The organism is Variovorax sp. VaC1 (assembly GCF_043658315.1).
Taxonomy (GTDB): Bacteria; Pseudomonadota; Gammaproteobacteria; order Burkholderiales; family Burkholderiaceae_C; genus Variovorax.
Genome location: NZ_JBIGLT010000001.1, coordinates 167,971 through 192,839, shown reverse-complemented (window position 1 = coordinate 192,839; position 24,869 = coordinate 167,971). Strand labels below are relative to the sequence as shown.

Here is a 24,869-nt window from a genome sequence, read left to right as displayed (position 1 = left end):
CGCGGTTCAGCGCGCGGCGGGCTCCTCGGGTCGCAGCAGGTCGGACGCCAGCTCGTGCGTGAGCGCGGCCACGTCGTCGCGCTGCTTGAACAGGATGCCGGCGGTGTCGACCACCACTTCGGGGTCGAGCTCGACGGTGTCGAGCGCGATCAGCGCCCTCGCCCACTCGACGCTTTCGGCAATGCCCGGCGCGCGCTGGAAGGCATTGACGAACGGCGCCTCGCGCAGCCGGGCGACAAAGGCCGACACCTGGGCCGAGAGCTTCTCGCCGGCCTGCGGCACCTGGGCGCGCACGATGGCCAGCTCGCGTTCGCGTTCGGGGTAGTCGAGCCAGTGATAGAGGCAGCGCCGCTTGACCGCATCGTTGAGCTCGCGCGTGCGGTTGCTGGTGAGGATGGTGACGGGTGGCACCACCGCGCGCACCGTGCCCAGCTCGGGAATGCTGACCTGGTACTCGCCGAGGTATTCGAGCAGGAAGGCCTCGAAGGGTTCGTCGGCACGGTCCACTTCGTCGATCAGCAGCACGGCGCCGGGTGCCGGCGTCTGCAGGGCTTGCAGCAAGGGGCGGCGGATCAGGTAGTGCGGCTGGTAGACCTCGGCTTCCACATCGCGCGCCGCGCCCGTGGCCTCGGCCGCGCGCATGTGCAGCAACTGCGCCGCGTAGTTCCACTCGTAGAGGGCTTCGCGCTGCTCCAGGCCGTCGTAGCACTGCAGGCGCAGCAACTCGCGGTTGAGCGCCTTCGACAGCGCCTTGGCCAGCTCGGTCTTGCCGACGCCGGGCTCGCCTTCGAGCAGCAGCGGGCGCTGCAGCTTGAGCGCCAGGAACACGGCCGTGGCCAGGCGGCGGTCGGCGAAGTAGCCGGCCTGCACCAACCCGTCGGAGAGGGAATCGATGGTCGGAAAGATCATGGCGAAGCGTAGCGGAAGACGCGAGCTTTTCGCGCCTTCCGGCTCCTGTAGGGCCGCCCTGGCTTCTTCAGCCCAGCGCCTTGGTCACTGCCCGTTGCGTGAGCACGCTGATCAGGTTGGCGCGGTACGCCGCCGAGGCATGCAGGTCGCTGTTGAGGTCGCTGGCGTCGATCTTCACCGCCGCGGCCGCAGCCGCCGTGAAGCTCTTGTTCAGCGCGTCTTCGAGCCCCGTGTGGCGGAACACGCCGTTGCCCGCGCCGGTGACGGCCACGCGCACGCCGCCGTCGTACTGCGCAAGGAAGATGCCCACGAGCGGAAAGTTCGATGCCTTCTGGCGCAGCTTTTCATACACGGCGCGCTTGGGGATCGGAAAGCGGATCGCGGTGATCAGCTCGTCTTCTTCGAGCGCCGTAGTGAACAGGCCCTGAAAGAAATCGTCGGCGGCGATCTCGCGCTTCGACGTGACGACGGTGGCGCCCGAACCCAGCACCGCGCTGGGGTAGCACGCGGCCGGATCGTTGTTGGCGACCGAGCCGCCGATGGTGCCCATCGCACGCACCTGCCGGTCGCCGATGCGCGAGGCCAGGTCGGCCAGCGCCGGGTAGGCGGCCTTCACGTCGGCGTTGTTCGCCACGTCGAGGTGGCGCGACATCGCGCCGATGGTGATGTTGCCGCCGTCCTTCTTGATGCCTGTGAGTTCCTTGATGCCGCTCAGGTCCACGAGCTTTTCGGGCGCCGAGAGCCGCAGCTTCATCGACGCCAGCAGCGTCTGCCCGCCCGCCAGCGGCTTGGCACCGGCGGCGATGAGTTTGGCCGCATCGGCCACGGTGGAAGGCCGTTCGAGTGTGAAGGCATACATGGTGTGATTCCTTCTTTGTTTTAGTGAGTGGCGGCCGCCTGCATCGCTTCCCAGACGCGGCTGGGCGATGCGGGCATATCGAAATCCTTGACGCCCAGTGGCGCCAGCGCGTCGAGCACGGCATTGATGACGGCCGGCGGCGAGCCGATGGCCCCCGCCTCGCCGCAGCCCTTGGTGCCGAGCGGGTTGTGCGTGCACGGGGTGCACACGGTGTCGAGCTTGAACTGCGGAAAGTCGCCCGCTCTTGGCATGGCGTAGTCCATGAAGCTGCCGGTGAGCAGCTGGCCGGTTTCGTTGTCGTACACGCAGTTCTCGAGCAGCGCCTGCCCAATGCCCTGCACCAGCCCGCCGTGCACCTGGCCCTCGACGATCATCGGGTTGATGATGGTGCCGAAGTCGTCCACGGCGGTGAAGCGGTCGATCTTGACCTCGCCGGTCTGCTTGTCGACCTCGACCTCGCAGATGTAGGTGCCCCCCGGAAAGGTGAAGTTGGTCGGGTCGTAGAAGGCGGTTTCGTTCAGGCCCGGTTCGAGCTTGTCGAGCGGATAGTTGTGCGGCACGTAGGCCGTGAGCGCCACTTGCCCGAACGGGATCTTCTTGTCGGTGCCCTTGACCGTGAACTCGCCGTTGGCGAACTCGATGTCGGCGTCGCTCGCCTCCATCAGGTGCGCGGCGATCTTCTTGGCCTTGGTCTCGATCTTGTCGAGCGCCTTCATGATGGCCGCACCGCCCACCGAGATGGAACGCGAGCCGTAGGTGCCCATGCCGAAGGGCACGCGGCCGGTGTCGCCGTGCACCACGTCGACGTTCTCGACCGGAATGCCCAGCCGCGCCGCCACGACCTGGGCGAAGGTGGTTTCATGGCCCTGGCCGTGGCTGTGCGAACCGGTGAACACCGTCACGCTACCGGTCGGGTGCACGCGGATCTCGCCGCACTCGAACAGGCCGGCCCGCGCACCGAGCGCACCCGCGATGTTCGAGGGCGCGATGCCGCAGGCCTCGATGTAGCTCGAATAGCCCATGCCGCGCAGCTTGCCCTTGGCTTCGGTCGCGGCCTTGCGCTGCGCGTAGCCATCGACCTCGGCCAGCACGCGCGCCTTGTCCATGCATGCATGGAAGTCGCCCGTGTCGTACTGCAGCGCCACCGGCGTCTGGTACGGGAAGCTGGTGATGAAGTTGCGCTTGCGGATCTCGTCCTGGCCCAGCTTCATGTCCCACGCGCAGCGCGACACCAGCCGCTCCAGCAGGTAGGTGGCTTCGGGCCGCCCGGCCCCGCGGTAGGCATCGACCGGCGAGGTGTTGGTGAACCACGCATCGACCTCGACGTAGATCTGCGGCGTGGTGTACTGGCCCGCGAGCAGCGTGGCGTAGAGGATGGTCGGTACTGCCGTCGAGAAGGTCGACAGGTAGGCGCCGAGGTTGGCGTCGGTGTGCACCCGCATGGCCAGGAACTTGCCGTCCTTGTCCATGGCCATTTCGGCGTGGCTCACGTGGTCGCGGCCGTGTGCATCGGACAGGAAGCACTCCGAACGCTCCGCCGTCCACTTGATGTTGCGGTTGAGCTGCTTGGCGGCCCAGGTCAGGCACACGTCTTCGGCGTACAGGAAGATCTTGGAGCCGAAGCCGCCGCCCACGTCGGGCGCGATCACGCGCACCTTGTGCTCGGGCAGGCCCAGCACGAAGGCCGTCATAAGCAGGCGTTCGACGTGCGGGTTCTGGTTCGATACATACAGCGTGTAGTCGTCGGTGCCCCGGCTGTAGCTGCCGATGGCCACGCGCGGCTCGATCGGGTTGGGAATCAGCCGGTTGTTGACGAGGTCGAGCTTGGTCACGTGCGCGGCCGTGGCAAACACCGCATCGACCGCCGCCTTGTCGCCCAGCGCCCACTTGTAGCACTGGTTGTCGGGCGCCTCGTCGTGCAGGGTGACGGTACCGGCCTTCTTTGCCGCATCGGCCACACTCACGAGCGCGGGCAGCACGTCGTAGTCGACCACCACCGCCTCGGCGGCGTTCTTGGCCTGCTCGACCGTCTCGGCCACCACCATGGCCACGTGGTCGCCCACGTAGCGCACCTTCTTGATCGCCAGGATCGGGTGCATCGGCTCCTTCATGGGAGTGCCGTCGGGGTTGTTGATGAGCCAGCCGCAGGGCAGCCCGCCCATTTTTCCTTCGATGTCCTTGCCGCTGAAGATGCCGACCACGCCAGGCATCTTCATGGCCTCGGCGATGTCGATGGACTTGATGACGGCGTGCGCGTGCGGCGAGCGAACGAAGACGGCGTGGCTCTGGTTGGCCAGCGTGATGTCGTCGGTGTAGTTGCCGGCACCGGTCAGAAAACGATAGTCTTCCTTGCGCCGCAGGGCTTCGCCGATGTGCGGCAGGTTGGAGAAGTCGGAAGCACCCATGATGCGGCTCCCTTCAGGCGGTGACGGCGGCTTTGACCGGGGTGCCCGAAGCCATCGCCTCGCCGCCCATCTTCACGGCCTTCACGATGTTCTGGTAGCCGGTGCAGCGGCACAGGTTGCCGTCGAGCAGCTCGCGGATCTCGGCTTCGCTCGACTTCGGGTGGTGGGTGCACAGGTCGATGGCGCTCATGACCATGCCCGGCGTGCAGAAACCGCACTGCAGGCCGTGGCACTCCTTGAAGGCCGCCTGCATGGGGTGCATGGTGCCGTCTGCTTCGGCAATGCCCTCGATGGTGGTGATGTCGGCACCGGCCGCCTGGGCGACCAAAACATTGCATGATTTGATGGCTCGGCCGTTGACATGGACGGTGCATGCGCCGCATTGGGCGGTGTCGCAGCCGACGTGGGTGCCAGTCAGGTGAAGGTGCTCGCGGATCGCGTGCACAAGAAAGGTGTTGGGAGGAGCGTCGACCGTGACCGGGCGGCCGTTGACCTTGAAAGCGACCTGCATGTGGCTGTCTCCGTGAAAGGTGATGGCTGATTCAGCAAAAAGCATCTTGGATGCCCACCTTTCGCACTATCCTAGGCAAAACCCTTGACACTTGCACAGACCGCGTGAAATTCTCAAAATGAAACAACTTGCCATTCGGCAAGCCGGGAAAAGACGCCCCACACGCGCGAATTCACACGATGCCTTCCCCTATCGTTTCGCCACTGCCTGAGCGCTCCCTGGCCATCGCCCAAGCGCGCCGCGAGCTGATCCACGGCGAGGCCTCCCGTGCGCGCAGCAACGCCTGCGTCGATTCATGGATCACCCGTTCGTGGCAGCGCTGCCTCGAATCCGGCCGACGCCCCCAGCAACGCGTGAGCTTCGACCCGGTGAGCCAGTCCATCAGCCGCGACACCGCCGAGTGCAACCGGGCATTGGTGTCGGCGGCCCGCCCCGTCATCGAACGGCTGTCGCGCGCCATCGCCGACACCCGTTATTTCGCGATCCTGACCAACGCCGACGGCATCGTGGTCGACGTGGGCACGCTGCCCGACGGCACCGATGCCGCCAGCCGCTATGCGCGCGACATCGGGCGCATCGGCGTCGACCTGTCCGAGCGCGCCATCGGCACCTCGGCCATCGGCACGGCGCTGGCCGAGCAGGAATCGGTATGGCTGCACCGAGGCGAGCACTTCTTCGACGACACCAGCGTCTACAGCTGCGCCGGCGCGCCGCTCTTCGGTCCCCGGGGCGACTGCATCGGCATGCTCGACCTGACGGGCGTCCAGGTGGTCGAGCGGCCCGAGCTGCGGCACCTGGCCACGCTGTCCGCGCGCAGCATCGAGAACATGCTGGTGATGCGCGAGCCCTGCGAACTGCTGCTTCATCTTGCGTGGCCCGGCAGCGCGGGCAGCGAAGCCACCGAGGGCCTGCTGTGCATCAATGCCGGCGGCAGCGTCACCGGCGCCAATGCCGCCGCGCGGCAGATGCTGCACCAGCCGCTGGCGCGCAGCCAGCATGCGCTGAACTTCAACGACCTGTTCGCCCTGCCCTTGCACATGATGTTCGACGCTGCCCGAAGGGGCGATGCGGTGCTCGAAGTGCCGCTCTGGTCGGGCCTGCGCGTGCAGGTGCGGCCCCAGCGCGGTGGTAACGGCGACACGGGCGCCCCGGTTCCCGATGTCCGGCCACGGCTGCGTGACGTGGAAACCGCGCTCATCCGCAAGGCGGTGGCCGATGCCCGCGGCAACGTCGCCGAAGCAGCGCGTGCGCTGGGCATCAGCCGGGCGACGGTCTATCGCAAGCTGTGGCGCGGACGGCCGGCAGGCGCGCCGGACTGAATATCTGAAACACCGCGGAACCGGTTTCGCCGGCCCGCTGGTGTTGCCCCCGGCAAGGGACGGTGCGCGGTGCGTAAAGCCGGGGAGCACTCATTGCTCAAGCGCCAACCGGCACCTTGTCGAGAAAGCCCGTCACCGAGCGCAGCTTGCCCGCATCGAGCTGGACGAAATCGGTCCCCTGGATCAGGTCTTCGGCACCGCTCGGGCCCAGCGTCCACGAAAAGCGCAGGTGGTCGCCATGCGCGTCGGCCTTGCCCAGCAGGTTGAAGCGAAAGCCCGGGTAGCGCTGGTGCACTGCACCGACCAACGCGCTGATCTGCTCGCGGCCGCTGGCCTGCGCCAGCGGATCGACGTAGTGCGCGTTGGCGGTCCAGCCGGCCTCGATCAGTTCGGCGCGGCGTGCGGCGTCGGTTTCGTTCCAGACGGCGATGTAGCCATGGGCAATGGTGGTGGCATCGTGTGCGGCGGTGTTCATGGTGACGATTCCTTTCGGGGTTGAACCCGCAACATCGCGGGGTGAAAGAATGGTCGCGTCACGCGCGCCGAACGTCGATGACGTCTCAGGTCATGGAATCCGGCTGCCGTAGCGGATGCTCTTGAGCGCGCCGTTCTGGAACAGCAACATGGTCTCGAACTGGCCCGAGCCCGGCCGGTAGGTCCACTCCTCGCTCTGGTCGCAGGTGCTGTTGTTGTTCACGATGACGGTCCTGTCCCCCGTCGAGGACGAGGGCGGCACGATCACCTGCGGGTTCGGATCGGGCTTGGCGCAGAAGCTGTCCTTGAACACCGGCTCCCCGCACTTCTGCAGGATGGTGAACTTGGAATCGCCCCTCTGCGCGAAGTCGCGGTTGCAGTTGAGGGTCTGTGCCTGCGCCGGCGCAACGAACGACAGCGCCAGCAAGGCGGCGGGAATGAACAGAGATCGCTTCACGGTGTTTCCTGTGTTTGGCGCAAGCGATGGTAGTGACATTCCGGCGCCTAAGCTGAAGCCGGAACCCGATCAGACCGCGTCGAGCGGATACACCGGCCGTCGCACCTTGCTGAACGGAAACAGGCTGTAGTCCGAACTGGTGACACCCGGGCTGTCGCACTCCACCAGCGCCGCCGACAGCGGCTCGAACACCGGCCGGCAGTACATGCGCGACTTGAGCAGAAGAAAGCGCTCCTTTCGCGGATCGAGCCCCGCGCACTCGAACACGCCGATGTCCCACGGCTCCTGCGTGCGCTCGGTGACCACGATGCGCGCCGTGCCGATGTCGAACAGCACCGTGCGGCCCATGCTGCTGCGCTGGCCGGTGTAGGTGGGGCCGGTGATCACGTACTCGCCGTCGCTGATGGTGCGCACCGTGCCGGTCAGCCGCACCGGCGTCTTCGCAAGGCCGATGCCTTCGAGCGAAACCTTGTTGCCGAGCGCGACCGTCACCTGCGCGCCCTCGCCCGCCGCGATCAGTTCGCGCACCGCCTCGGGGTCGCACAGCGGGCCCACGCCAATGCCATGCAGCCCTTGCGCCAGCGCCTCCTGCAGCACGTCCATGGTGTCGCAGCTGCCGCCCGACATGCAGTTGTCGCCATGGTCGAGCAGCAGCACCGGACGCGTGGCGCCGCTGGCGATGAGCTTCGCACGCTCGACCGATTCGGCCAGTGGCTCGCTGCGGTAGATGAAGGCCTCGCGCTCGGCCCACATCTGACCGGCGATGCGGTCGGCCGTGGCCTGTGCGCGCTCGGGCGATTGCGCATCGACCACGATCACGCTCATGCACGGCGCCTCGATGTCCGAGAGCGAAAAGCCCGCGAGGATCGACACCGCCAGCGATTCCGATTTCTCGGCCTCGCGCGCAGCTTCGATGGCCCGCTGCATCGCACCCGTGAACGACGCGCTGCGCAGCGTGTGCGCCATCAACGGCAACGGGTGCCAGCGCATCGCCGGCTTGCTGTGGCCGGCCAGCATGTCGAACAGCAGGCGGCCGGCGTGCTCGCCGGTCTCGTACATGTCGATGTGCGGATAGGTCTTGAAGCCGACGATCACGTCGGCGTTCTGCACCATGGCAGGCGTGACGTTGGCATGCAGGTCGAGCGCCACGCCAATGGGCACGCCGGGCGCCGCGGCACGCAGCCGCACCAGCAGGTCGCCTTCGCCATCGACGCTGTTCTGCGCCACCATCGCGCCGTGCAGGTCGAGCAGGATCGCGTCGCAGCCCGGTGCCGCATCGACGATGCATTGCGTCAGCGTGGTGTAGGCCTGCGCATCGACCGGCCCGCTCGGGTTGGCCGATGCCGACACCGGCGTGACCAGCGTGGCACCGGCCCGCTCGGCCAGGTCGATGAAGGCCGACATCGCGGTGCGCATGCCCTTGTTGTCCTTGTAGGCCTGCGCACCGAAGGTCGGGCCATCGGGGCCGAAGGCCGCGAGCGGCGTGGGCACGGGCGAGAAGGTGTTGGTCTCGTGGTTGAGACGGGCGATCAGAACTTTCATTGTGCAAACCTTCCACCGCTTGCCAGCATCGTGATGTCGCCGAAATTCGAACCGTTGCGGTTGTCGGGCTTGAACGCCAGCATGTAGCCACCCAGGTTCATGGGCGGCGAATTTTCGATGCTTCGCCTGAGCGATTCCGTCGTGATCGGCCCCTTGACGCGCTGCAGCGCTTCCGCAAAGGCCTTGGCCGTGATGTAGCCCTCGAGTCCGAGGTAAGAGCCTTCGCCCTCGCTGCCGGCACTCTTTCGCGCACGCTGGTACTCGTCGACGATCGGAAAGCGGGTCTTCCAGAACGGCGGCATCACCTGCGACAGCACGATGCCCCGGCTCTTCTCGCCAAGCTCCTTGTAAAGCAGGAAGGAGCTGGCCACCGAGTTCGTGTAGATCTGCGGATGGACCGGCGCAGCAACCAGCGCCCGGATCATGTTGATCGCCGGCATGCCCGCCGCGATGACGTAGACGGCCTGCGCACCGCTGGCAATGACCTGCTGCGCGGCACGCGAGGGCTCCTTGTCCTGCGGATCGAAGCGCAGCGCCAGCACCTGGGACAGCCCGTTCTTGCGCAGCGCGTCCACGGCGTCTTTCTCGATGCCCTTGCCGTAGGCGTCGTCGCTCGAAACGATGGCGATTCGCGTCAGGCCCACCGTCGTCAGATGGGTCATCACGCGCAGCACTTCGTCGGCATACGACTCCCGCACGTGATAGATCGGAACCTTCGGCCCGTGCAGCACCGCCGCGCCGGTCAATCCGCCGAAGATGAAGCTGTCGTACTTCACCGCCACGGGCACCATGGCCGCGCCGATGCCCGTGCCCATGGTGCCGAAGAGGCAGATCACGTGATCGGTGCCGAGCAATTTCTCTGCATTGGCCGCGGCCTTGTCCGGGGCATACACATCGTCGTACGTGATCATCTTGACGGGCCGCCCGCCGATGCCCCCGGCCTTGTTCAACTGGTCGAACAGCAGCGTCTGGCCTTCCATGAATGCGAGGCTGTTGGGCGCCAGCGGCCCCGTGAGCACCGCGGACTGGCCCACCAGGATCGGATCGGCGGCACTCGCCGGCACGGCGGCCCACGCCAGGGCCAGCGCCATCAGGGCGCGGCGCCACGCCTTCACGACACGACTCCCGCGCTTTGCAGCATGGCCTGCAGCAGCACGTTGCAACCTGCCTCCAGGTGCTCAGGCTGCGCGTCTTCGATCTCGTTGTGGCTGATGCCGTCGAGGCAGGGCACGAAGATCATCGCGGTGGGGCACACGCGCGCGAGGTACACCGCGTCGTGGCCAGCGCCGCTGATCACGTTCATCCACGTCAGGCCCTGTGCCTGCGCCGCCTCGCGCACCGCAGACACCAGCTTCGGCGTGAAGGGTTGCGGCGGGAAGTACACGACCTGCTCCACCGTCATCTCGACCTTGCTCCTGGCGGCGATGCGTTGCACCGCTTCCTTCAGCGCCGCGTCCATGGCCGACAGCACCACGTCGTCCGCCGCGCGCAGATCGACGCTGAGCCGCACGCGGCCCGGAATCACGTTGCGCGAGTTCGGGTAGTTCTCGATCCAGCCGACCGTGCCGCGCGCGTGCGGCGCGTGGGCCAAGGCGATGCGGTTCACCTCGATCACCAGTTCGGAGGCCGGCAGCAGCGCGTCTTTCCGCAGCTCCATCGGCGTGGGGCCGGCATGCGCTTCCATGCCCTGCACCACCACGTCGTACCAGCGTTGGCCGAGCGCGCCTTCGACCACCCCGATCACGCGCTCGTTGGCTTCGAGCACCGGGCCCTGTTCGATGTGCGCTTCGAAATACGCGCCCACCGGCGACATCGCTGCAGAAGCCGGCGTGCTGCCGGCATAGCCGATGGCCGCAAGTGCATCGGACACGCTGATGCCGTCGTTGTCGCGTTGCGCCAGCGCATGCTCGAGCGTGAAGGCGTCGACGAAGACGCCCGAGCCCATCATCACGGGCACGAAGCGCGAGCCTTCCTCGTTGGTCCACACCGCCACTTCGAGCGGCGCTTCGGTGACGACGCCCGCATCGTTCAGCGCGCGCACCACTTCGAGCCCCGCGAGCACGCCGTAGTTGCCGTCGAACTTGCCGCCGGTCGGTTGCGTGTCGATGTGGCTGCCGGTCGTGACGGGCGGCAGCGCGTTGTTGCGGCCCGCGCGGCGCGCAAAGATGTTGCCGATGGCGTCCACGCGCAGTGCGCAGCCGGCCTCGCGCGCCCAGCGCGAAAACAGGTCGCGGCCCTGGCGGTCAAGGTCGGTCAACGCCAGGCGGCAGACGCCGCCCTTCTCGGTGCCGCCGACCTGGGCCAGCTGCATCAGCGAATCCCAGAGGCGCCGTCCGTCGATGCGAAGGCCGCGCACATCCGGTGCGGAAGAGGTTGCGATGGTTGTCGTCATGGTTCTTCGAATGAGATTTGAGGGGTGCGCATGCCCGCGTTCAGGCAAGACCGACGCCGAGGTAGCGGTCTTTCACTTCATGGTCAGACATGAAGGCGGCGTTGTCGGCCTCGTGCACGATCACGCCCTGCTCCACGATGTAGTGGCGGTCGGCGAGCTGCACGCACACCTCGAGGTTTTGCTCGACCAGCAGGATGGCGACGCCGGCGGCCTTGATGGTCTTGAGCTGCGCGACGATCTCCTCGACGATCACCGGCGCAAGGCCCTCCACCGGCTCGTCGAGGATCAGCAGGCGCGGGTGGTTCATGAGCGCGCGGCCGATGGCCAGCATCTGCTGCTCGCCGCCCGAGAGTTGCCCGCCACCGTTACGGCGCCGCTCCTTCAGGCGCGGGAAGATGCGATAGATGTCTTCGAGCTGCCAGGGCGATTCGCGGCGCTGGCCGAGCAGCAGGTTTTCTTCCACCGTCAGCAGCTTGAAGATGCCGCGATGCTCGGGCACGAGACACACGCCGCGCGTGGCGATGCGGTGCGGCGGCAGGCCGGCGATGTCGGCGCCCTGAAAGCGCACGCGGCCTCCGGTCGGCGTGACCGCGCCGGCAATGCTTTTCAGCGTCGTCGACTTGCCCGCGCCGTTGCGCCCCAGCAGCGTGACCAGCTCGGCCTCGCCCACGCTCATCGACACGCCCTGCAGCACGTGGCTCTTGCCGTAGTGCGCGTGCAGCGCCTCGACTTCGAGGATGTTCCTTGTCCCGCTCATGCCTTGCCTCCGGTGATCATGTTCCCCAGGTAGGCCGTTCGCACGCGCGCGTCGGCGCGGATGTCGCCCGGCAGGCCTTCGGCCAGCACGCGGCCCAGTTGCATGACGGTCACGGTGTCGGAGATGTCCATCACGATGTTCATGTTGTGTTCGATCAGCACCACGGTGTGCCGGTCGCGCAGGCTGCGAATGAGCTGCTTCATGTCGTCGAGGTCGTCGATGCCCATGCCCGAGGTCGGCTCGTCCAGGAAGATGGCCTTGGGCTTCGCGGCCAGCGCCATGCCCACTTCGAGCCGGCGTTGCTGGCCATGCGAGAGCACGTTGGCCGGCGTGTCGGCGAGCCGTTCGAGGCCGACGCGTGCCAGCACTTCGGCCACCGTCTCCGCGCAGGCGCGGTCGCCGACGGGTGCGCGCCAGCAGTTCATGGCCTGCCGCGGCGCGATGCCCTGCGCCGCCACGCGCAGGTTCTCGCGCACCGACAGGCTCGCGAACAGGCTCGTGACCTGGAACGAGCGCGCCATGCCGCGCTGCACGCGCTTGTAGTCGGGCTCGGCCGTCACGTCGTGGCCGTCGAACAGAATGCGCCCGCCGGTGGTGGTGCCGGTGCCCGTGAGCATGTGGAACAGCGTGGTCTTGCCGGCGCCGTTCGGGCCGATCACCGAGTGCACGGTGTTGGGCTTGATCTTCAGGTCCACGCCGCCGAGCGCCGCGAACTTGCCGTAGTGCTTGGTGACGCCGATGGCTTCGATGAGGACGGGTTGCGTCATGCTTTTTCTCCCTGCGCTTCGGGCGCCTTGCCCACGGGCAGTGCCTGCGTCTTGCGGAACACGCGCCGCCATGCGGCTTCGCCCAGGCCCCACAGGCCGCGCTGCATGCCGATGCTCACGCCTATCAGCAGCAGGCCCAGCAACAGCAGCCATCGCGGCCACAAGGTGGAGAGCCAGTCGGCCAACAGCACATAGAAGGCTGAGCCCAGCACCGAGGCGAAGAGGTTGCCGGTGCCGCCGATCACGGTGATGACCAGGATCATCTCGCTCGTGTGGTACTCGGCATTCGACAGCGGCGCGATGCCGGTCATCATCGCGTGCAGCCCGCCCGCCAGGCCGGTGACGGCACCGGAAATGACGAAGGCCAGCAGCTTGAAGCGCTTGAGGTTGTAGCCCACGGCGGCGGCGCGGTCTTCGTTGTCGCGGATGGCGAGCAGCGTGCGGCCGAAGACCGAATCGGTCACCTTCAGCAGCAGTGCGAACGCGATCAGGAAGATCACCGCCACGAAGGCGTAGTACTTCCATGGCGTGTCCATGAAGGCGGGGCGCGGCACGTCGAGCAGGCCGTTGTCGCCACCGGTGAGGTCCGACGCGGTGTAGGCCACGAAATAGAACATCTGCGCAAAGGCCAGCGTGAGCATCACGAAGTAGGTGCCGCGCTGGCGGATGGCGACCCAGCCGACCAGCGCCGCGCCCAGCGCGCCCATGGCGATGGCCGCGAGCAATGCGAGCGGCATCGGCAACTGCAGGCGCGTGAGCAAAATCGCGATGGTGTAGCTGCCCAGCCCGAAGAAGATGCCCTGCCCGAACGACAGCAGGCCCGTGTAGCCCAGCAGCAGGTTGCAGCCCAGGGCGGCCAGCGCATAGATCAGCACCTCGCTCGCAAGCGAGCCCGAGCGCAGCACCAGCGGCAGGCCCAGCGCGACGATCAGCGCCAGCAGGAATGTGTATTTTCTCGGCATGGCCATCATCCTTTGCGGCCGAGCAGGCCATGCGGGCGCAACAGCAGCACGGCCGCCATCGCGATGTAGATCATCAGGCTCGCCCCCGGCGGCCAGATGGTGCTCATGAGGCTTTGCACGATGCCGATGAGCAGCCCGCCGACCAGCGCGCCGCCGAAGCTGCCGAGCCCGCCGATCACCACCACCACGAAGGCCACGCCGAGCGCCTCGACGCCCATGAAGGGCTCCGCGCCGCGGATCGGTGCGGCCAGCACGCCGGCCAGCGCGGCCGTGGCCGCGCCGAGCGCGAACACGAGGCTGAACACGCGGAACACGTTGATGCCGAGCAGCGAGACCATCTCGGTCGATTCGCTGCCCGCGCGCACCGCGCTGCCCAGGCGCGTGCCTTCGAGCACCCACCACAGCAGCACCGCGAGCACGGCGGTGAAGCCGATCACGAAGAGCCGGTACTTGGGATAGACGAAGGCGCCCCACATGACCACGCCCTGCAGCAGGTCGGGCGTGGGCACGCTGTTGCCCAGCGGCCCCCAGAACACGATCACGATCTCCTGCACCGCGAGCGCAAGGCCCACGGTCACGAGGATGTGGAACTCGTGCGCCTTGGCGTACACGCGGCGCAGCAGCAGCTTTTCAGCCAGCCAGCCCAGCGCGCCGACGAACAGCGGCACCAGCACCAGCGCGGCCCAGAAATCGAGGCCCCATTGCATGGCCTGGTAGCACAGGTAGGCGCCCAGCAGATAGAAAGCGCCGTGCGCGAAGTTCACGAAGCGCAGCAGGCCGAACACGATGGACAAGCCAACGGCCAGCAGGAAATACAGCATGCCGATGCCGATTCCGTTGATGGTCTGGAGCAGGTAGACGGTCATAGGGGTGAGTGGTGGTGGCGCGGCCCTCTTCCTTTCCAGGAACACCGCGGAACCGGCTTTGCCGGGCCGCTGGTGTTGCCCCCTGCAAGGGGGTTGGAGGCCACACGAAGTGGGCAAGCCTGGGGGTTAGCCCAATTTGCAGCCGGTCTTGTCGACGGGAAGGAACGACTTGCCGGAACTCACGACATCGACATAGTCGGCCGGGTTCTTCATCTTCGACTTGGCCTTGCCCTTGAGCAGGTAGTAGTCCTTGATGACCTGGTGGTCGGCCTTGCGGATTTCTTCGGTACCGGTGAGCCCGTCGAACTTCATGCCTTCGAGCGCTGCGATCACCGCCTTCTGGTCGACCGAGCCCGCCTTGACGATGCCGTCGATCAGGATCTTGGTGCAGATGTACGAGCCCGCGAGGCTGTAGTTGGGCACGATCTTGAGCTTGTCGGCGGTGCGCTTGACCAGGTCCTTGTTGAGCGGCGTGTCGGCCGTGTGCCAGTACTGCGCACCGAAGTAGACGCCGTCGCACAGGTCGGCGCCCAGTTCGTCGAACTGCTCCAGGCCCGAGGCCCAGGCCATGAGGATCGTCATGTTCTTGTGCATGCCGAAGCTCACGGCCTGCCGCAGCGCGGCCGACGACTGCGCGCCGAAGTTCAGCAGCAGCAGCACGTCGGGCTTGGCAGCCATGGCGTTGGTGAGGTAGCCGCTGAACTCCTTCTCGTTGAGCGAGTGGTAGCTGTTGCCCACGTGCTCGATGCCCTTCTCCTGGAAGATGTTCTTGGCCGCGCTGAGCAAGCCGTCGCCGAACACGTACTGCGGCGTGATGGTGTACCAGCGCTTGGCCTTGGGCATGCTGGCGATCAGCGGGCGCACCGTCTGCTCGATTGCACCGAAGGTGGGCACCGACCAGCGGAAGGTGGCGGTGTTGCAGTCCTTGCCGGTGATCTCGTCGGCGCCGGCGGTGGTGATGAACAGGCCGCCGGCCTTCTCGGCCTCCTTGCCCATGGCCAGCGCTTCCGACGACAGGATGCCGCCGGCGAAGAACTTCGCGCCCTGCTGCTGCGAGGCTTCCTGCACCTTGCGCACGGCCGTGGCCGGCTTGCCCTCGGTGTCCAGCACCGTGTAGGCCAGCGGGCGCTTCAGCACGCTGCCGTACTGCTCGATGGCCAGCTTCATGCCCAGGTCGGCGTACTTGCCGTTGGCCGCGAACGCACCCGACATCGGGACCGGGCAGCCGAAGCGGATCGCCTCGGCCGACTGGGCAAAGGCGGCGCGGCCGGCCAGCAGGGAAGCGGGGGCGGCCGACAGGGCGGCAAGCTGAAGGAGGTGTCTGCGATGCATGGGAATCTCCGGTCGTGGTGTGGAAGTAAGTGAAAGGGGTGCCTGCGATTGCCGGCGAATTTAAGCGGATAAATAGGATTAATATGCTGGTAAAAACCCGCTAGCAATCCTTGTGCCCAAAACCAACCAGGCCCTCTTCATGACGCCGTTTAAGATCGCGCGCTGTTGCGCATCCCGCGCATCTCCCGATGGGCATGGAGCGTGTGCATGACAGTGGGGCAACACCGCCCAAGGCGGCAAAAGCTCTCGGACGTCATCGTCGAAGACGTCAAGCGATGGATCGTGGCGGAGCGCAAGCAGCCCGGCGACCGGCTACCGAACGAGAAAGAACTGATCGAGCTTTTCGGCTACTCGAAGAGCACGGTGCGCGAGGCATTGAAGGCGCTGGAGGTGCGCGGCCTCATCGCCATCCGCACCGGCCCCGGCGGCGGGGCCTACCTGCAGCAGGTGTCGGTCGACCATGCGTCGGAGCCGCTGCGCAACTTCCTGCACTTCCATCACCTGGACGGGCACCACATCTACCAGCTGCGCAAGGCACTCGAACCCGAGCTGGCCGTGAGCGTGGTCGGCCGGCTCACGCCCGAGCAGTTCGAGCGGCTCGAAGACAACGTGCGCCTGTGCACCCACGAGCCCACGAACGAGGACGAGCTGCGCATGCAGCGCGAGGCCGAACTCGCGTTCCACACCATGTTGGCCGAAGCCTGCCCCAATCCGGTGCTGTCCTTCATGTGCCGCTTTCTCAACGACCTGTTGCGCGACCTCGTGGTCTACAAGAAGGCGCTGGACCATCACCACTTCGGCGAGACCAACGTCGACTACCACACGCAGCTGCTGGCCGCCTACCGCAAGGAAGACGCGGACGAGGTGCGCCGGCTGATGGCCGAGCACATGGTCGATGCCGAGGCGCACATGCACGAGATGGAAGCGCACATCGGCGCCAAGCACCTGCTGCTGCCCAGCGGGCAGCGGTAGCGCCGCAAGGGCCTAGAAGACCCTGCGAAACCGCTCGGCCCTGCCGAAGCGCACAGCAACGGTGCCGTTCGCCTCGAATCCGCAGCGAAGGTAGAACGACCCGGCGTGCGGGTTGCCCGTGACATGGAGTGCCGACGCACCCTGGCGCCGCGAAAGCTCGACACAGTGCGCGACCAATGCCTTGCCGATGCCCCGACGCCACGCCTCGGGCTCGATGAACAATCCATCGAGTTCGGCGCTGCCGTCGTCGTTGGGCAGCACGACGGCGAATCCGGCCACCGCGCCATGGATCTCCGCCACGAATACCCGGCCATCGACGATCTGGTCAAGAGGCAGTTCGATGGCGCCCGGGTCGGCCTGAATCGCCTCGCGATCGCCAGGGTTCGCGAGCGATGCGCGCCGTTGCAGGTCTTCGAGCGCCCGGTGTTCCGACGCACGTGCGACGCGAATATGAAGTGGTGTTTCAGTCATCTTGGGAAGTTTCGGTGCCGTCAGGGCTTCTTTGCGGCGCCATGGGCCTGCTCCAGGCACGCCTGAAACGCCAGCACCGCCCGTGAAGGCTTCGGCGACCGCCGCAACAGGCTCACGAACCGGCACGCATAGTTGAAGCGCGCGGGCAGCACCGCCTTCATCAGGCCGCGCTGCTCGAACACCTGCGCGTAGTGGTCGGGCAGAAAGCCCAGGAAGCGCCCCGAAAGAATCAGCGTGGCAATCGCCTCCTGGTCAAAGCCCGTCGCCTTGCGCGACAGCCTCGCGCGGTGGCTCAGTTCCATGTTGGGCGAGTGATAGCCGAGGCCCGCGAAGTGATGTTCGCCCAACTTCGACCACGTGAGCTTGGCGTGCGGGCTGTCGAACAGCGGATGGCCCTTGCCGCAGTACAGCAGCATCGTCTCGTCGAACAGGTCGGCGTACACCAGGCTCTTCGAGGCGCGGTGCGCCGGGATGATGCCGATCTGGAAGTTGCCCTCCAGCACGCCCTGCTCGATGGCGTTGATCGAACCCACGTGCACCGCCAGGTTCACCTCGGGCGCCATCTCGGTGAAGCGCGCAATGGCCTCGCCGATGCGCGCCTTCGGGTTGGTCGCCGTCTTGTCGAACAGCGCCACTTCCAGCTGCCCGCCCATCCGGTTGTGGATGTCGTCGATGCTGCCGCGAAAGGCATCGACTGAGGCCAGCAGCCGCAGCGTCTCGTCGTACACGCGCTGGCCTTCGGTGGTGAGCGCAAAACCGGCCCGGCCGCGCCGGCACAGCACGAGGCCCAGCCGCGTTTCCAGGTCCTTGACGTGCCGGCTCACGGTGGAGGTGCCGATGTTCAGTTCCAGCTCGGCCGCCGCCATGCCGCCGCAATCGACCACGCTCTTGAACACCTTGAGCAGGCGCAGGTCCATGTCGCTGAGCTGCCCCAGCACGGCGCGGTTGCGGGTGCCCAGGGCGGTGTTTTCGGCTTCGGCCTTTACTTGCATTAATCGTCAAGTGAACATTGATATTGCGCCATTCTCCACACTGAAGGGTCTGCGAACAATCGGCGCATCCCATCACCCTCCGGAGCCCGCCTTGCGCGGGAAGCGCCATGACCCTTGCAGCCCCCGCCATCGAACCGACGCCCGCCCTGCGCACCGACGCCGCCTGGCTCGACGCGCACTGGATGCCCTACACCGGCAACCGCAACTTCAAGGCCGATCCGCGGATCATCGTGGAGGCCAAGGGCGCCTACTTCACCGACAGCGACGGCCGCAAGATCTTCGACGGACTCTCGGGCCTGTGGTGCTCGGGCCTGGGCCACGGCCGCCCTGAAATCACCGAAGCAGTGAGCCGCCAGATCGCCAAGCTCGACTACTCGCCCGCCTTCCAGTTCGGCCACCCGCTCTCGTTTGAGCTGGCCAACAAGATCAAGGAACTGACGCCCGCCGGCCTCGACTATGTGTTCTTCACCGGCTCGGGCTCCGAAGCCGCCGACACCTCGCTGAAGATGGCGCGCGCCTACTGGCGCACCAAGGGCCAGGCCAGCAAGACGCGCCTGATCGGCCGCGAGAAGGGCTACCACGGCGTCAACTACGGCGGCATCTCGGTCGGCGGCATCGCGGCCAACCGCAAGCTGTTCGGCCAAGGTGTGGAAGCCGACCACCTGCCGCACACGCAGATCGCCGCCAACGCCTTCACGCGCGGCATGGCCGAGACCGGCGCCGAGCTGGCCGACCGCCTGCTCGACCTGATCGCGCTGCACGATGCATCGAACATCGCGGCCGTGATCGTGGAGCCCTTCGCCGGTTCGGCCGGCGTGGTGATCCCGCCCAAGGGGTATCTCAAGCGCCTGCGCGACATCTGCACCGCCAACAACATCCTGCTGATTTTTGATGAGGTCATCACCGGTTTCGGCCGCTGCGGCGCGCTCACCGGCGCGGAAGCCTTCGGCGTGACACCCGACATCATGAACATCGCCAAGCAGGTCACCAACGGCGCGCAGCCGCTGGGCGCGGTGGTTGCCAGCAAGGACATCTACGACACCTTCATGGCGGCCGGTGGCCCCGACTACATGCTCGAGTTCCCGCACGGCTACACCTATGGCGCGCACCCGGTGGCCTGCGCCGCCGGCGTCGCCGCGCTCGACGTGCTGCAGAAGGAAGACATGATCGGCCGCGTGAAGACGCTGGCCCCGCACTTCGAGAACGCCGTGCACAGCCTCAAGGGCAGCAAGCACGTGACCGACATCCGCAACTTCGGCCTTGCCGCCGGCCTCACGATCGCCGCGCTGCCCGGCGAGCCCGCACGCCGCCCCTACGAGATCGCGATGAACTGCTGGAAGAAGGGCTTCTACGTGCGCTACGGCGGCGACACCATCCAGCTCGCGCCGCCCTTCATCGCGGAAAAGGCCGAGATCGACCGCATGGTCAACGCGCTGGCCGACGCCCTCGCCGAAACCAACTGATCCAGCGGGCACCACGATGCAACACGACAAGAACGTCACCACCACCATCGGCCACTTCATCGACGGCCAGCGCGTCAGCGGCGGCACCCGCGTGCAGCCGGTGTTCGACCCGGCCACCGGCTTCTCGGACAAGAGCGTCGCGCTCGCCGACAAGCTCACCGTCGAGCAGGCCATCGCGTCGGCGCAGGCGGCCTTTCCGGCCTGGCGCAACACGCCGCCGCTGAAGCGCGCGCGGGTCATGAGCAAGCTCAAGACGCTGCTCGAAGCCAATGCCGACCGCATCGCCGCGCTCATCACGGCCGAGCACGGCAAGGTGCTGTCGGACGCGCACGGCGAGCTGCAGCGCGGCATCGAGAACGTCGAGTACGCGAGCTACGCGCCCGAGCTGCTCAAGGGCGAACACAGCAAGAACGTCGGCCCGGCCATCGACTCGTGGAGCGAGTTCCAGGCGATGGGCGTCACGGCCGGCATCACGCCGTTCAACTTCCCGGTGATGGTGCCGCTGTGGATGTGGCCGATGGCCGTGGCCTGCGGCAACACCTTCGTGCTGAAGCCGTCGGAGCGCACGCCCTCCTCCACCCTGCTGGTGGCCGAGCTGGCGCTCGAAGCCGGCCTGCCGCCAGGCGTGCTGAACGTGGTCAACGGCGACAAGGAAGCCGTCGACACACTGCTGACCGATCCGCGCGTGAAGGCCGTGAGCTTCGTCGGCTCCACCGCGATCGCCGAATACATCTACACCACCGGCTGCGCGCACGGCAAGCGCGTGCAGGCGTTGGGCGGCGCGAAGAACTTCGCCGTGGTCATGCCCGACGCCGACATCGGCAACGCCGTGAGTGCGCTGATGGGCGCGGCCTACGGCTCGTGCGGCGAGCGCTGCATGGCGATCCCGCTGGTCGTGGCCATCGGCGACGGCACAGGCGACGCCGTGGTGGCGGGCCTTTCGGCCGAGATCGCGAAGATGAAGGTCGGCCCGGGCAACGACAACGGCAACGACATGGGCCCGCTGGTCACCAAGCCGCACTTCGAGAAGGTCAAGGCCTTTGTCGATGCAGGCGTGGCGGCGGGTGCCAAGCTGGTGGTCGACGGCCGCGGCGTCAAGGTCGACGGCCATGACGGCGGCTACTACCTCGGCCCGTGCCTCTTCGACGGCGTGAAGCCCGGCATGACGATCTACCAGGAAGAAATCTTCGGCCCGGTGCTCGGCGTAGTCCGCGTGAAGACGCTCGAAGAAGCCATGGCCATGATCGATGCCCACGAGTACGGCAACGGCACCTGCATCTTCACGCGCGACGGCGAGGCCGCGCGCTGGTTCAGCGACAACATCCAGGTCGGCATGGTCGGCATCAACGTGCCGCTGCCGGTGCCCGTGGCGTACCACTCGTTCGGCGGCTGGAAGCGCTCGCTGTTCGGCGACCTGCACGCCTACGGCCCCGACGCTGTGCGCTTCTATACCAAGCGCAAGACCATCACGCAGCGCTGGCCCTCGGCCGGTGTGCGCGAAGGTGCGGTGTTCGCGTTTCCGTCGAACCGCTGACGGCCCCCGCGGGTCAGGCCTTGTCGGCCTTGCCCGCGGCGTTGGCCAGCTTGCTGAGCATGCGGTCCACCAGCCACGGCTGGCGGTTCTCGTCCTCCGCCAGCTCCTTGCGGCGGATCGCGTTGCGCACGACGATCGATCCCACATAGCGCACTGGTTCCGGCGGAAAGTGGCCGAGCGGCCCGTTCGTGATCGGGCTGCGCGTCCATTCGTTGTCCTGGTCGAGCACCAGCGACGACAGGATCTGCCCGCCCATGTAGGTCGGCCCCACGCCGTTGCCCGAGTAGCCGAAGCCGTAGTAGATATGCGGCGCGCCATCGAGCTTGCCGAAGAACGGAAAGCCCGTGACCGACCTGTCCGACGGGCCGTTCCAGCTCGCGGTGATCGGCGTCTCGCGCAATGCCGGAAAGAAGGAATGCAGCGCCTGCGTGAGCTCGGCCTCGTACGGCGAGCGCTCGTCGAACACCTTGGCCATGCGGCCGCCCCACGCGAAGGTGTTGCCGCCCTTGCCCAGCATGATGCGGCCGTCGACCGTGCTGCGGTAGTAGTACACGAAGGTGCGCGAGTCGAGCACCGAGACGCCGTCGGTCAGCCCGATCTGCTGCAGCAACTCGGGGCACCGCTCGGTGATGACCATGTCGCTCGACACGATGGCGATGGTCCGCTCGAACTGCGGGAAGGTGCTGGCCATCCAGGCGTTCATCGCGAGCACCAGCTTCTTCGCGCGCACGCTACCGGTGGGCGTGCGCACGACCACCGGGTGGTCGGTGCTGAAGTCGAGCATTGGCGTGCGCTCATGAATGCGGATGCCCATGGCCAGCGCGACGCGCCGGAGCCCCCGCACCAGCTTGCCCGGATGCACGGTCGCCGCAATCGGCGAATACACGCCCGCCAGGTTGCGCGCGGAGCCCGAGCGCCGCGCCACTTCTTCGGGCGGCAGCGTGCGGTACGAATGGATGCCGCGCGCTTCGAGCGCCTGCATCATCGGATCGAGCGTGCCGATCTGCGCCTGCGAGGTCGCGGTGTAGAGCGTGCCGTCCTGCCGCAGTTCGGCGTCGATGCCGTGCGCGGCGCAGAAGTCGGCGATGTGCTGCACCACCGCCTCGGATGCCTTCACGAGCCGCACGGCCTCGTGTTCGCCGAACAGCCGGCGCAGCGTGAGGAACTTGGCCGACCACGTCAGCAGGCAGCCGCCGTTGCGGCCGCTCGCACCGGCGCCGCAGAGGTCGCTTTCGATGATGACGATGTCAAGCGCGGGCGCCTTCAGCTTGGCTTGAATGGCCGTCCACAAGCCGGTGAAGCCGCCGCCGACGATGCAGACATCGGCGCTGTGTTCGCCCTGCAATGCGGGTGCGAGGTCGCCGTCGTTGAAAAGAGCCTGTTCGATCCAGAAAGGGCGCATGTCGGGCTCGCAGGTTTCAGGGCTTGCGCCGCATCTCGAAAGAAAACTCGGACTCGCGCTCGACGAAGAACCCGAAGCGCTCGTACAGCGCCTTCGCCGGATTCGCCTTCAGCACGCTGAGCGTGAGGTCGACGCCGGCGCGCGCGGCCTCGTCGATGACTTCGGCCAGCAGAGCGGTGCCGATGCCGCCGCCCTGGTAGCCGGGCGCCAGCTGGATCTGGATGACCACCCACTCGTGCGGATCGCGCGACACCTTGAGCAGGCCGACCGGCGCACCCTCGTGCAGCAGGATCTCGGCGCATTCGAAGCGATGCATCAGCCGCGCCATGTGATGCGCGTCGCTGACCTCGCCACCCGAAGCCAGCACGTGGCCGTTCATCGTTCGCTGCCGCAGGTCGAGCAGGAAGGGAATGTCTTCCGGCGTCGCCTGGCGGCGCTGCATGGCGAATGCTCGCGTGGCGCTCATGCCTGGGCTGCTGCAGCGACGGGCTTCGACGCGAGCGCCAAATGCCGCGCGTAATACGCGAGGTGGGGCGTCTTCGCATCGGCCAGCTTGGCCGTGTCGTCCCAGCGCCGCAGGCGCACCGCGTCCATCGCATAGGGCAAGGCCTCGAAGGCCTTGGCCTGCGCCTCGTCGAACACGCCGCCCTGCAGTTGCAGGCTGCGCTTCGAGTCGGGCGACAGCGCTTCGAGATAACCGGGCACGCGCGCGCACAGGAAGCGCTTGGCGTCCACGTGCAATCTGATCGGTTCCAGCGTGGCCGCACCGAACAGCGCGCGAAGAAACGGCAGGCAGCGGTACTGGTGCAGGTCGTCGAGCCCCTGCTGCGTCGGCGTGCCGCCGAAATCGTGCAGCAGGTGGCCCAGGTCGTGCAGCAGCGAGGCGGCGATCAGCGCGCTGTCCGCGCCCTCCTGCTCGGCCAGGTGCGCCGACTGCAGCGCGTGCTCCAGCTGCGTGACGGGCTCGCCGTCGTACTGCGCGTGGCCCTTGGTTTCGAAGAGGCCGACGATATCGGGAATGCTCAGGCTCATGGTTACCAGGGCAGCGAATAGGTCTTGGTGTTGGTGAAGCTCTTCATCGCCTCGAGCACACCCTCCTTGTAGCCCAGGCCCGAGTCCTTGATGCCGCCGAAGGGCGTGAGCTCCAGCCGGTAACCGGGCACCTCGCGCACGTTGACGCTGCCCACATTCAGCTCGCGGATGAAGCGCGTGATGTAGTCCAGCCGATTGGTGCAGACCGCCGACGAGAGGCCGTAGGCCGTGCCGTTGGAGATGCGGATCGCCTCGTCGATGTTCCGGAAGCGGATCACCGGCGACACGGGCCCGAAGGTCTCGTGCTTGGCCACCGTCATCTCCGGGTCCACGTGGTCGAGCACCGTCGGCGAATAGAGCGCACCGCGGCGCTCGTTGCCGTAGCGCAGCTTCGCGCCGGCGGCAATGGCTTCGTTGACCACGGCCTCGAACTGCTTGGCGGCGGCTTCGTCGATCACGGTGCCCATGTCGGTGTCGGGGTCCATCGGGTCGCCGTATTTCAGCGCGCGGGTCTTGGCGACCAGCAGCTCGACGAACTGGTCGGCCACCGACTCGTGCACCAGCATGCGTTTGACCGCCGTGCAGCGCTGGCCCGAGTTCTTGTACGAACCGTTGGCCGCGAGCGTGGCCGCCTCCTCGACGTCGGCGTCTTCCATCACGATGATCGGATCGTTGCCGCCCAGCTCCAGGATCTGGCGCTTGTAGACCGCCTTGCCCGCGATGTACTTGCCGATGGGCACGCCGCCGGTGAAGGTGACGAGGTCGACGTCGGCGTTGGTGAGCAGCTCGTCGGCAATCTCCTTCGGGTCGCCGGTGAGCACCGACAGCATCTGCGGCGGCAGGCCCGCTTCGTACAGGATGTCGGCCAGCAGGAACGCCGTGAGCGGCGTCTTCTCACTGGGCTTGAGCACGATGCGGTTGTTGGTGGCAACGGCCGGCGCCACCTTGTGGATCACCTGGTTCAGCGGATGGTTGAACGGCGTGATGGCGGTGATGGCGCCTTGCAGGGGCTCCCGCATCGTGTAGACCTTGCGGCTCTTGCCGTGGTGCGTGAGGTCGCACGAGAACACCTGGCCGTCGTCCACCAGCGCCTGGTTGGCGGCGAACAGCAGCACGTCGGACGCGCGGCCCACTTCGTACAGCGAGTCCTTGCGCGAGAGGCCCGACTCGAGCGTGATGGTGCGCGACATCTCGTCCAGGCGCGAGGCAATGATCTCGCCCGCGCGCATCAGGATCTTGTAGCGCTCGTAGCGGGTGAGCGTGGGCTTGTAGTCGCGCGCGATGCGCAGCGCATGGCGCACGTCGTCGAGCGTGGCCTTGGGCACGGTGGCGATCACTTCGCCGGTGTACGGATAGGTGACCTCGATCGTGCGGTCGCGATGAACGCGCTCACCGGCGATGCGCAGCGCCTCGCGGTGAACGATGCCTGGCTTCAGGATGGCTTGGCTCAT

The 24,869-nt window shown here is 66.9% G+C and carries 24 protein-coding genes; 4 read left to right on the top strand and 20 right to left on the bottom strand.

Annotation, left to right across the window (positions count from 1 at the left end; translation table 11 throughout):
• Positions 1-6 precede the first annotated feature (6 nt).
• From ACGLHS_RS00920 to ACGLHS_RS00905, 4 genes are all read right to left on the bottom strand, one after another.
• Positions 7-909: an AAA family ATPase gene (locus ACGLHS_RS00920; RefSeq protein ID WP_394476033.1), complete on the bottom strand. Its 903-nt coding sequence runs from the start codon at positions 907-909 to the stop codon at positions 7-9.
• Between the two features lie 67 nt (positions 910-976).
• Positions 977-1,768, bottom strand: a complete 792-nt coding sequence (locus ACGLHS_RS00915) for a xanthine dehydrogenase family protein subunit M (RefSeq protein ID WP_093236780.1) — start codon at positions 1,766-1,768, stop codon at positions 977-979.
• 20 nt (positions 1,769-1,788) lie between these two features.
• On the bottom strand, positions 1,789-4,173 hold the full coding sequence (locus ACGLHS_RS00910; protein WP_394476030.1) for a xanthine dehydrogenase family protein molybdopterin-binding subunit: 2,385 nt from the start codon (positions 4,171-4,173) through the stop codon (positions 1,789-1,791).
• A gap of 13 nt (positions 4,174-4,186) precedes the next feature.
• Positions 4,187-4,684, bottom strand: a complete 498-nt coding sequence (locus ACGLHS_RS00905; RefSeq protein ID WP_093236778.1) for a (2Fe-2S)-binding protein — start codon at positions 4,682-4,684, stop codon at positions 4,187-4,189.
• Between the two features lie 179 nt (positions 4,685-4,863).
• On the opposite strand from ACGLHS_RS00905, the gene ACGLHS_RS00900 reads away from it, so the two are divergent.
• Positions 4,864-6,003 (top strand): helix-turn-helix domain-containing protein, encoded by a 1,140-nt coding sequence (locus tag ACGLHS_RS00900; protein WP_394476027.1) that lies wholly within the window; start codon positions 4,864-4,866, stop codon positions 6,001-6,003.
• A gap of 97 nt (positions 6,004-6,100) precedes the next feature.
• Here ACGLHS_RS00900 and ACGLHS_RS00895 read toward each other — a convergent pair whose 3' ends face one another.
• From ACGLHS_RS00895 to ACGLHS_RS00850, 10 genes are all read right to left on the bottom strand, one after another.
• On the bottom strand, positions 6,101-6,478 hold the full coding sequence (locus ACGLHS_RS00895; protein ID WP_093236776.1) for a nuclear transport factor 2 family protein: 378 nt from the start codon (positions 6,476-6,478) through the stop codon (positions 6,101-6,103).
• Between the two features lie 90 nt (positions 6,479-6,568).
• Positions 6,569-6,934 (bottom strand): DUF2845 domain-containing protein, encoded by a 366-nt coding sequence (locus tag ACGLHS_RS00890; RefSeq protein ID WP_176800980.1) that lies wholly within the window; start codon positions 6,932-6,934, stop codon positions 6,569-6,571.
• 69 nt (positions 6,935-7,003) lie between these two features.
• A complete protein-coding gene (locus tag ACGLHS_RS00885) occupies positions 7,004-8,476 on the bottom strand; it encodes a M81 family metallopeptidase (RefSeq protein ID WP_394476024.1) in 1,473 nt (490 codons plus the stop codon).
• Positions 8,473-9,591, bottom strand: coding sequence for an ABC transporter substrate-binding protein (locus tag ACGLHS_RS00880; protein WP_394476022.1), 1,119 nt, complete (start codon positions 9,589-9,591; stop codon positions 8,473-8,475). Before ACGLHS_RS00880 ends, ACGLHS_RS00885 begins: the two co-directional genes overlap by 4 nt.
• Positions 9,588-10,868: a Zn-dependent hydrolase gene (locus ACGLHS_RS00875; protein ID WP_394476020.1), complete on the bottom strand. Its 1,281-nt coding sequence runs from the start codon at positions 10,866-10,868 to the stop codon at positions 9,588-9,590. The genes ACGLHS_RS00880 and ACGLHS_RS00875 overlap by 4 nt, the downstream gene beginning before the upstream one ends.
• Before the next feature lie 40 nt (positions 10,869-10,908).
• Entirely contained in the window at positions 10,909-11,625 is a 717-nt protein-coding gene (locus ACGLHS_RS00870; protein ID WP_394476018.1) for an ABC transporter ATP-binding protein, read from the bottom strand.
• Positions 11,622-12,392: an ABC transporter ATP-binding protein gene (locus tag ACGLHS_RS00865; protein WP_093236770.1), complete on the bottom strand. Its 771-nt coding sequence runs from the start codon at positions 12,390-12,392 to the stop codon at positions 11,622-11,624. Before ACGLHS_RS00865 ends, ACGLHS_RS00870 begins: the two co-directional genes overlap by 4 nt.
• Positions 12,389-13,354 carry a branched-chain amino acid ABC transporter permease gene (locus ACGLHS_RS00860; protein WP_394476015.1) on the bottom strand — a complete coding sequence of 322 codons (966 nt, stop codon included), beginning with the start codon at positions 13,352-13,354 and terminating at the stop codon, positions 12,389-12,391. The genes ACGLHS_RS00865 and ACGLHS_RS00860 overlap by 4 nt, the downstream gene beginning before the upstream one ends.
• A gap of 5 nt (positions 13,355-13,359) precedes the next feature.
• Positions 13,360-14,220, bottom strand: a complete 861-nt coding sequence (locus tag ACGLHS_RS00855) for a branched-chain amino acid ABC transporter permease (protein WP_093236769.1) — start codon at positions 14,218-14,220, stop codon at positions 13,360-13,362.
• A 126-nt stretch (positions 14,221-14,346) separates the two neighbouring features.
• Positions 14,347-15,552, bottom strand: coding sequence for an ABC transporter substrate-binding protein (locus ACGLHS_RS00850; RefSeq protein ID WP_394476012.1), 1,206 nt, complete (start codon positions 15,550-15,552; stop codon positions 14,347-14,349).
• Between the two features lie 207 nt (positions 15,553-15,759).
• Between ACGLHS_RS00850 and ACGLHS_RS00845 the strand changes: the two genes are divergently transcribed.
• Complete coding sequence (locus tag ACGLHS_RS00845; protein ID WP_093236767.1) at positions 15,760-16,524, top strand: FadR/GntR family transcriptional regulator; 765 nt, start codon at positions 15,760-15,762, stop codon at positions 16,522-16,524.
• A 12-nt stretch (positions 16,525-16,536) separates the two neighbouring features.
• Here the strand turns inward: ACGLHS_RS00845 and ACGLHS_RS00840 are convergent, their stop codons facing one another.
• Positions 16,537-16,995: a GNAT family N-acetyltransferase gene (locus ACGLHS_RS00840; RefSeq protein ID WP_394476009.1), complete on the bottom strand. Its 459-nt coding sequence runs from the start codon at positions 16,993-16,995 to the stop codon at positions 16,537-16,539.
• A gap of 20 nt (positions 16,996-17,015) precedes the next feature.
• Positions 17,016-17,987 carry a LysR family transcriptional regulator gene (locus ACGLHS_RS00835; RefSeq protein ID WP_093236765.1) on the bottom strand — a complete coding sequence of 324 codons (972 nt, stop codon included), beginning with the start codon at positions 17,985-17,987 and terminating at the stop codon, positions 17,016-17,018.
• Between the two features lie 107 nt (positions 17,988-18,094).
• Here ACGLHS_RS00835 and ACGLHS_RS00830 point away from each other — a divergent pair, with 107 nt between their 5' ends.
• A complete protein-coding gene (locus ACGLHS_RS00830; RefSeq protein ID WP_093236764.1) occupies positions 18,095-19,450 on the top strand; it encodes an aspartate aminotransferase family protein in 1,356 nt (451 codons plus the stop codon).
• A gap of 16 nt (positions 19,451-19,466) precedes the next feature.
• On the top strand, positions 19,467-20,984 hold the full coding sequence (locus tag ACGLHS_RS00825) for a CoA-acylating methylmalonate-semialdehyde dehydrogenase (RefSeq protein WP_394476004.1): 1,518 nt from the start codon (positions 19,467-19,469) through the stop codon (positions 20,982-20,984).
• A gap of 13 nt (positions 20,985-20,997) precedes the next feature.
• Here ACGLHS_RS00825 and ACGLHS_RS00820 read toward each other — a convergent pair whose 3' ends face one another.
• The 4 genes from ACGLHS_RS00820 to phnY are packed head-to-tail and all read right to left on the bottom strand — an operon-like array spanning position 20,998 to position 24,869.
• Complete coding sequence (locus ACGLHS_RS00820) at positions 20,998-22,386, bottom strand: FAD-dependent oxidoreductase (protein WP_394476002.1); 1,389 nt, start codon at positions 22,384-22,386, stop codon at positions 20,998-21,000.
• Between the two features lie 16 nt (positions 22,387-22,402).
• Complete coding sequence (locus ACGLHS_RS00815; RefSeq protein WP_394476000.1) at positions 22,403-22,852, bottom strand: GNAT family N-acetyltransferase; 450 nt, start codon at positions 22,850-22,852, stop codon at positions 22,403-22,405.
• Complete coding sequence (locus ACGLHS_RS00810) at positions 22,849-23,418, bottom strand: phosphonate degradation HD-domain oxygenase (RefSeq protein ID WP_394475997.1); 570 nt, start codon at positions 23,416-23,418, stop codon at positions 22,849-22,851. The genes ACGLHS_RS00815 and ACGLHS_RS00810 overlap by 4 nt, the downstream gene beginning before the upstream one ends.
• 2 nt (positions 23,419-23,420) lie before the next feature.
• The gene (gene phnY, locus ACGLHS_RS00805; RefSeq protein WP_394475995.1) at positions 23,421-24,869 is read right to left on the bottom strand and encodes a phosphonoacetaldehyde dehydrogenase; all 1,449 of its coding nucleotides are present in this window, start codon (positions 24,867-24,869) and stop codon (positions 23,421-23,423) included.

What these genes read in the sequence shown, in the direction of transcription:
- ACGLHS_RS00920 (WP_394476033.1), bottom strand. Translation starts at nt 909, where the DNA reads ATGATCTTTCCGACCATCGATTCCCTCTCCGACGGGTTGGTGCAGGCC.
- ACGLHS_RS00915 (WP_093236780.1), bottom strand. Translation starts at nt 1,768, where the DNA reads ATGTATGCCTTCACACTCGAACGGCCTTCCACCGTGGCCGATGCGGCC.
- ACGLHS_RS00910 (WP_394476030.1), bottom strand. Translation starts at nt 4,173, where the DNA reads ATGGGTGCTTCCGACTTCTCCAACCTGCCGCACATCGGCGAAGCCCTG.
- ACGLHS_RS00905 (WP_093236778.1), bottom strand. Translation starts at nt 4,684, where the DNA reads ATGCAGGTCGCTTTCAAGGTCAACGGCCGCCCGGTCACGGTCGACGCT.
- ACGLHS_RS00900 (WP_394476027.1), top strand. Translation starts at nt 4,864, where the DNA reads ATGCCTTCCCCTATCGTTTCGCCACTGCCTGAGCGCTCCCTGGCCATC.
- ACGLHS_RS00895 (WP_093236776.1), bottom strand. Translation starts at nt 6,478, where the DNA reads ATGAACACCGCCGCACACGATGCCACCACCATTGCCCATGGCTACATC.
- ACGLHS_RS00885 (WP_394476024.1), bottom strand. Translation starts at nt 8,476, where the DNA reads ATGAAAGTTCTGATCGCCCGTCTCAACCACGAGACCAACACCTTCTCG.
- ACGLHS_RS00875 (WP_394476020.1), bottom strand. Translation starts at nt 10,868, where the DNA reads ATGACGACAACCATCGCAACCTCTTCCGCACCGGATGTGCGCGGCCTT.
- ACGLHS_RS00870 (WP_394476018.1), bottom strand. Translation starts at nt 11,625, where the DNA reads ATGAGCGGGACAAGGAACATCCTCGAAGTCGAGGCGCTGCACGCGCAC.
- ACGLHS_RS00865 (WP_093236770.1), bottom strand. Translation starts at nt 12,392, where the DNA reads ATGACGCAACCCGTCCTCATCGAAGCCATCGGCGTCACCAAGCACTAC.
- ACGLHS_RS00860 (WP_394476015.1), bottom strand. Translation starts at nt 13,354, where the DNA reads ATGCCGAGAAAATACACATTCCTGCTGGCGCTGATCGTCGCGCTGGGC.
- ACGLHS_RS00855 (WP_093236769.1), bottom strand. Translation starts at nt 14,220, where the DNA reads ATGACCGTCTACCTGCTCCAGACCATCAACGGAATCGGCATCGGCATG.
- ACGLHS_RS00850 (WP_394476012.1), bottom strand. Translation starts at nt 15,552, where the DNA reads ATGCATCGCAGACACCTCCTTCAGCTTGCCGCCCTGTCGGCCGCCCCC.
- ACGLHS_RS00845 (WP_093236767.1), top strand. Translation starts at nt 15,760, where the DNA reads ATGACAGTGGGGCAACACCGCCCAAGGCGGCAAAAGCTCTCGGACGTC.
- ACGLHS_RS00840 (WP_394476009.1), bottom strand. Translation starts at nt 16,995, where the DNA reads ATGACTGAAACACCACTTCATATTCGCGTCGCACGTGCGTCGGAACAC.
- ACGLHS_RS00835 (WP_093236765.1), bottom strand. Translation starts at nt 17,987, where the DNA reads ATGCAAGTAAAGGCCGAAGCCGAAAACACCGCCCTGGGCACCCGCAAC.
- ACGLHS_RS00830 (WP_093236764.1), top strand. Translation starts at nt 18,095, where the DNA reads ATGACCCTTGCAGCCCCCGCCATCGAACCGACGCCCGCCCTGCGCACC.
- ACGLHS_RS00825 (WP_394476004.1), top strand. Translation starts at nt 19,467, where the DNA reads ATGCAACACGACAAGAACGTCACCACCACCATCGGCCACTTCATCGAC.
- ACGLHS_RS00820 (WP_394476002.1), bottom strand. Translation starts at nt 22,386, where the DNA reads ATGCGCCCTTTCTGGATCGAACAGGCTCTTTTCAACGACGGCGACCTC.
- ACGLHS_RS00815 (WP_394476000.1), bottom strand. Translation starts at nt 22,852, where the DNA reads ATGAGCGCCACGCGAGCATTCGCCATGCAGCGCCGCCAGGCGACGCCG.
- ACGLHS_RS00810 (WP_394475997.1), bottom strand. Translation starts at nt 23,418, where the DNA reads ATGAGCCTGAGCATTCCCGATATCGTCGGCCTCTTCGAAACCAAGGGC.
- phnY (WP_394475995.1), bottom strand. Translation starts at nt 24,869, where the DNA reads ATGAGCCAAGCCATCCTGAAGCCAGGCATCGTTCACCGCGAGGCGCTG.